Genomic DNA, 6309 nt, shown 5'->3' on the forward strand with positions numbered 1-6309 from the left:
TCATAATAACAACAACATCGCTCCCCTTCAGCACCTCATTTAGAGATTCCTTCTTCTCTAAGATAGAATCTTCCACTTCTGAATCATAGGCTGCAATCTCTCTGAAATCTTTTCTTGCAAGTTTTATAAACTTTATAGCTGGACTTTCCCTTGTATCCTTTGAGTAGTTTTTCATGGAGAGGCCAAGAATTGATACTTTACTATCTTTGATTTTCTTTTTAGCTTTTTTAAGTTTTATCTTTATAAGTTTCAGTATCCTCTCTGGCATAGAGTCGTTAATTCTTCTTCCGTGTTCAAATAAAGAAAGATACTCTTTCCCTTTCACGCTTCCTTTCAAATAGTAATAGGCATATGGAAGGCAATGCCCTCCAACACCAGGTCCAGGGGAGAGAAGATTTTTTACCCTCTTATGTGTCTTTGCTATCTCTATAACCTCCTTTGGGAAAAGCCCGTTCTCTATCAGAAAGAGTGCCAGTTCGTTTACCATGGCTATGTTTAAATCTCTTTGAGCATTCTCTATTAGTTTTGATGCCTCAGCATGCTCAACGGAGGGAGAGATAAACACATCCTTTGAAAATCTTTTAAAAAATTCCTTTGCCTTGTTTACACTTCTCTCTCCAACACCACTTATCACCGTGGTCATACTTATAAGCTCGTCAAAAGCCTTCCCCTCTGCCATCCTTTCAGGAACATAGGATAGATAGAAATCTCTCTCCACTTTTAAGCCACTAAACCTCTCAAGAAGGGGCAAAAGTATGTTCCTTGTTGTCCCAATGGGAACAGTGCTTCTTAGGATTACAAGGTCTCCTTTTTTTAAACCTTTCCCTATCATCTCTCCCCCCTTTCTTATGTATCTAAAATTTACCCTCTTATTCCTTGTGAGGGGGAGCGGTATTGTAATTATAATTACACTTGTGAACTTTAACACATGTTCATAGTCGGTGGTTGGGATGAATCTTCCCTTTTTTATCTCATCAATTACTATCTCATCTATACTTCTCCCCTCAAAATACTCGTAAAGACCAGTCTTTCCCTTCTTTATCCTTTCAATCCTTTGAGCATCTATATCCACACCGTAAACCACATCTTTATTCAAAGAAAGGGTAAGGGCTAAAGGAAGACCAACTGCACCAAGACCAAAAACAGATACTTTCATATAACTCCTCCCTCTTTAAGAGAATTTATAAACACATCCACTAAATTATCCATGGAATACCTTTTCACACAATCAATATCTGGTTTAAATTCTTCCCCTCTCTTCCATAATCCAAACAACTCTTTAATCTTTTTCTTTATTTCACTAACATTCTCAGGATCCACGTTATCCTTAAAACCACAGGTTTCAAGAATCTCTTTACACTCTCCATCTGGAATAAGGGCAAGTATTCTTCTACCAGCTCTCATATACTCAAATGTCTTCTGAGGTACAGTTTCAAAACCTTTCCTTGCAAGATAGAGGAAGAGAACAGATGAGCCAAGCATGTAAGAGATAGCCTCTTTGTGAGGTATAAATCCTGTAACAACTACATAATTCTTGAGTCCAAGGAAGGAAACTATTCTTTTAGTATTTTCTTCAAAGGGACCAAGAATATAAACTTTTATATCTCTCTTTATCTCCTCATCTTCATCTATAATTTCTCTTACAGCTTTTAAAAAATAAACAGGAGTCTGAATGGAGTAGAAACTCCCTGCATAAGATATGGTAAAACCTTTAAGTTTTTTATGGGGAACATTAAAGTCATTTTCATCATACCCACCATAAACTACCTTCACCCTCTCCTCTGAAAGAAAATTATAGGTCTTAAGAAGCCTCTCTTTAAATGATTTGGTAACTGTAAGTATTAAGTCTGCCTCTCTTATGCAATTCTCCTCCATTCTTCTATTCTTCTCCCTAACCTTTTCTGGATAGAGTACAAAGGGATTATCTGACCATAGATCCCTCAAATCCATAACCCATTTAACTCCCATTGTTTTAAGTTTCAATCCTATAAGATGCACAGAGTGGGGTGGACCTGTGGTTATTACTGCGTCTATTTCATTCTCTTTTATTATTCTTTTTCCCTCTCTTGTAGCATCTTTTACCCATGTAATCTTTTCGTCAGGGATAAAAAGAGAGAGTTTGAGTTTTGAAAGAAGTCCACCCTTTAAAACTTTAAACTCTTCAATAACATTTCTTATTCCCTCTTCCCTCTTTTTTCTTTTGATTAATTTAAGAAGGGCTTTTGGAAAAAGAAGCCTTGGGTCTTTATAATAGACCCTGAAAATTTTAACATCTTCGGATACCTTTAAAAACTCATCCTTATACCTTATAGAAGGGTAGTTGGCAGTTAGAAGATACTTCTCAAATCCCTTCAAATTGTTTAATATCTTCAGTATCCTCTGACTCCCACCACTTCCCATGGGAGGTGAGAAAAATGATACAAACAGAATCTTTTTCAACCAATCACCTCTTTGTATATCTTTAAAGTATCTTCACACATCCTCTCCACTGTAAACCTCTCCTTTACCTTCATCTTATTCCTTCTTCCAAACTCTTCTTTTAACCTCTTATCTTTAAACAAAAGGATTCTCTCTTTAAATTTTTCCACATCAAAATCCTCTATAATAAATCCATTCACCCCATCCTCCACCATCTCCCTTACGCCACCTGAATCACTAACTACAACAGGAAGAGATGACGCCATGGCTTCAAGAACTGAAACAGAGAAACCTTCTCTTATGGAGGTGGATACAAAAACATCAAAAACACCATAAAATCTCTTTGCGTCTTTTCTAAACCCAGTAATAACAACAGAATCTTTTAATCCATACTCTTCTATTCTTTTCTCAACAAGAGTACGCATACTTCCATCTCCCACAATCATAAGTTTCGCTCTCTTCTCTTTAAGGTGAACTGCCTTAAATACATCAATTAAAAATAGTGGATTTTTAACCCTTTCCATTCGCATTATGCTTCCAATGACAAAGTCGTTCTTACCAAAAAACTCCTCTTTTGAAAAAAAACCATCTGGTATCTCAACACCCAAAGGTACAACTCTAACATCAAGTGCTGGATTTCTTCTTAACACATCCCTCATCAAAGCCCTTGATGGAACTATAACCACCTTCGGAATACCTATTGTGGTATTATCAATCTTTTCAAAGATAAATCCCTTTATCTTTGAAGAATAGTCCTCCCTTATAAAACTTGTGATACTTGTGATGACAGGAATATTCAGTTTCCTTGCTATCCTTCTACCATAGAAATTTCCCCTCACTCCATATGTATGAATTAGGGATAAATTCTCCTCTGAAACCCTTTTAAGCACATCTTTAAATACCTTGGAAGAGAAGGGAAGTTTTGATTCAAAGAAATGATTTTTGAATCCACTTTCCTCAATTTCATAAAACAGGGGACCTTTAAAAAAGGTAAAAAAAATGGTCTCCACCTTTCCTTTTAAGCCTCTTGCAAGACTCATAACCTGATATCTTGATCCCCCTTTCTCCCCTCCACTTATAAAAACGCCCACTTTAATCATTTATCCTCCTTATGGAAAAGAGGATTCCAGCCAATGTCCACATAGTAACAGATAGAGGCACAACCTCCCATAGATTCTCTGTAATATTGTTGATAAGGAATGCAACAATACCGAATGTTATACCGAGGGCTACAGATTTTAAAAATCCATCATTCCTGTTTACAACTGTTGCAATCCCCCTCTTGATCATAGTAAAAATCACGTACAGAAAGGAGATAAAACCAAAGATTCCTGTCTCAACAAGGGTTTTAAGATAATAGTTATCCACATATACACCCTCAAAAAATCCAATTCTACTTGCCACCGCTCCACCAAAACCACCTGGCCCAACGCCAAAAATTGGATTTCTTTTAAAAATATCTATGGCAAGACTCCATCTATATATCCTTCCATAAGTCCTTGCCTTCTCTATATAGACAGGAGATAAAAGATTCATAAATCTTGTCCTTACCTGTGGAATAAAGTAGGATAAAACAATGATAATTACAAGCAAAAGGAAAATCCTTTTATCCTTGTATGTCAGGGCAAAGAAAAAGAAGGCTAAGAATATGGATAACCATGCACCTCTCGTAAGGGTAAATAATAGGCCAGAAAGAGAGATGAGGGTAACAAAGAGATAGATATATTTCCTGATACCCTTCTCATTTAAAAAGAGGATAAATACAAGTGGCAAAATGAGGATTAAATAACCTGCAAGGGCGTTTGGACTTGTAAAGATGGAGAATGCTCTCGTAGATATTCCTGTTTCTAAATCCTTATCTACCCATGAGGGAGGAATGGGAACCTTCACAATGAACTGGTATATTGCATAGATGGATACAAGAGTGACAGAAACTAAAGAGATATCGATAATCTTTCTTATATCCTCTTTATTGGAGATAAAATTTACAACCACTATAAAGAAAAGAAACATCTCAAGATAGCTTCTTATCCCATCAATTCCAGCATTTAAAGGGATGTTGGATTTTAAAAGAGAAACACTCAGGAAAAAAAGAAAGAGAAGGACGGGATTTATAATCTCTGTAAAAACTATTCTCTTTCTCTTTATCCTTACAAGAAGTATGAGAAAGAGAAGGATTAAGAATCCCTCATCCCATATGGATGAAATGGATGTAAAACTTCTCCTTACAAAGAAGTCTATTACGGGATAAAGTGGGATAAGATAGAAAAGGAGTTTCTCTGGGAAGTAATAAAAGATAAGGGGGAGTGAGAAAATTAAGGAAAGGATTGGAGAAATAAAAAAACTTATTCCAGAGAGAAGAGAGAAGATGAAAGTTCCTTCCTTCTTCATGATAAAACCCCTGAAATTATTTTAAATATGAAGCTTTCTTTAACCAGATCCTCTTCAAAGAGAAGGGTGTAGAGTATGAAGTAGATAACCACCCAGAAAACCACCCTAACTGAAACATCCCTGATAAAAAATGATAGAGGTAAAAGAACAACAAAAATAGAAAGAATAAGATTGAATGTACTCCCTCTGTAATTTAAAAAACCTGTTTTTAAGTTAAAACTTACATCCACTCCATAGCTTTTAAAGAGAGAGAAGATGAAACTTTCCTCAAAGGTATAGACAGATATGGAGAATAATTTACCTATAAAACTCTCCTTTATGAGTTCAAGAATAAAATCAATAAATCTTAATATGAAGCTTTCTTTAAGGAGTTTCTCCATCATCTCTTAGATACTTATTTACAATCTCCTCAAGTTTATCCTTATCGGCAAAATAATAGGATAGACCATCCTCCCACCATCCAGCATGGCCTGGAACAGTCATTGTCTCTATATCTTCATCTTTTATGCTCTTAAGCAAGACCCCCAATTTTATAACCTGCCAGGGTTTTAGATTCGTTTCCACCCAGTTTTTCATCTCAAGAAGAATCTTCTGCATTCTTATTGTATTTTTGATGGATAAAGCCTCTTTTGCAAGCTCTTTCAAGAACTTCTGCTGTCTCTTCATTCTACCAATATCTCCTGTTTCATCAGCTCTAAACCTTACATACTCCAGAGCTTTTTCTCCATTTAAATGTTGAAGACCTTTCTTCAAGTGAATATGCACATCACCAAGATAGGAATCATAATCCATATCCTTCTCAACATCAATTGTTATTCCCCCAAGCATATCAATCATCTTTTTAAAACCATCAAAGTTTACCTTGACATAGTAAGGGACATCTATGCCAAGTTCCTGTTCAACAGTTTCTATAAGAAGCGGTACTCCACCATAGGCATGTGCATGGGCAAGTTTCTGAACACCCTCGTATCCTGGAAGTGTAACCATCATGTCCCTTGGTAGGGAGAGTATAAATATCTTCTTATTAACCGGATCTATGGAAACAAGAATGTTTGTATCAGATCTACAGATTTCATCCAAGTATCTTGCATCAACTCCTATAAGGAGAATGTTTATCTTCTTGTTCCAGTCAATTTCCTGAGACGACACAATGTTATTTTCATTATTGTTATTGTTCTGTGGCTCATTTTGTTTAAGGGATGATAGAACATAGTAAATGTATCCCATGTATAGTCCTATTAAGACTAAAACCACAATTATAATTGAAACAAGTATCTTCTTTCCTCTTTTACTCATTTCTATCTATACCTCCTCTTATATTCTTAAGTTCCTTCTTAAGATCCTTATAGTCCCTTATATATATTAAAACGAGATAGACCACAATAGAAACAACTATAGCAGAGAAGACCTGTATAATCTGCCCCTTCTTTGTAAATGCAAAACCATTTTTTTCAAAGTAATTTGAGGTATATAGGGCTACAGATGACATAATCACTGAAT

General features: G+C 35.8%; 7 protein-coding genes. All 7 read right to left on the reverse strand.

The features are described 5' to 3' along the window. The coding region (locus J7J33_02270) for a nucleotide sugar dehydrogenase (protein MCD6168115.1) at positions 1-1156 on the reverse strand (1156 nt) is incomplete at its 3' end. Then, positions 1153-2439, reverse strand: a complete 1287-nt coding sequence (locus J7J33_02275) for a glycosyltransferase (protein MCD6168116.1) — start codon at positions 2437-2439, stop codon at positions 1153-1155. The genes J7J33_02270 and J7J33_02275, both read right to left, overlap by 4 nt. Next, entirely contained in the window at positions 2436-3518 is a 1083-nt protein-coding gene (locus J7J33_02280; GenBank protein MCD6168117.1) for a glycosyltransferase family 4 protein, read from the reverse strand. Before J7J33_02280 ends, J7J33_02275 begins: the two co-directional genes overlap by 4 nt. Further along, complete coding sequence (locus J7J33_02285; protein ID MCD6168118.1) at positions 3511-4809, reverse strand: O-antigen ligase family protein; 1299 nt, start codon at positions 4807-4809, stop codon at positions 3511-3513. Before J7J33_02285 ends, J7J33_02280 begins: the two co-directional genes overlap by 8 nt. Beyond that, on the reverse strand, positions 4806-5192 hold the full coding sequence (locus J7J33_02290; protein ID MCD6168119.1) for a hypothetical protein: 387 nt from the start codon (positions 5190-5192) through the stop codon (positions 4806-4808). Before J7J33_02290 ends, J7J33_02285 begins: the two co-directional genes overlap by 4 nt. Beyond that, positions 5173-6105 carry an LCP family protein gene (locus tag J7J33_02295; protein ID MCD6168120.1) on the reverse strand — a complete coding sequence of 311 codons (933 nt, stop codon included), beginning with the start codon at positions 6103-6105 and terminating at the stop codon, positions 5173-5175. Before J7J33_02295 ends, J7J33_02290 begins: the two co-directional genes overlap by 20 nt. Next, on the reverse strand, positions 6098-6309 hold a 212-nt coding region (locus J7J33_02300), incomplete at its 5' end, for a hypothetical protein (GenBank protein ID MCD6168121.1). The genes J7J33_02295 and J7J33_02300, both read right to left, overlap by 8 nt.

This window comes from Caldisericia bacterium, assembly GCA_021158845.1.
In the GTDB taxonomy this organism is placed as follows: domain Bacteria; phylum Caldisericota; class Caldisericia; order B22-G15; family B22-G15; genus B22-G15.

Excerpts from the sequence above, each read along its gene's own strand:
- J7J33_02280 (MCD6168117.1), bottom strand. The coding sequence starts at position 3,518 with ATGATTAAAGTGGGCGTTTTTATAAGTGGAGGGGAGAAAGGGGGATCA.
- J7J33_02285 (MCD6168118.1), bottom strand. The coding sequence starts at position 4,809 with ATGAAGAAGGAAGGAACTTTCATCTTCTCTCTTCTCTCTGGAATAAGT.
- J7J33_02290 (MCD6168119.1), bottom strand. The coding sequence starts at position 5,192 with ATGATGGAGAAACTCCTTAAAGAAAGCTTCATATTAAGATTTATTGAT.
- J7J33_02295 (MCD6168120.1), bottom strand. The coding sequence starts at position 6,105 with ATGAGTAAAAGAGGAAAGAAGATACTTGTTTCAATTATAATTGTGGTT.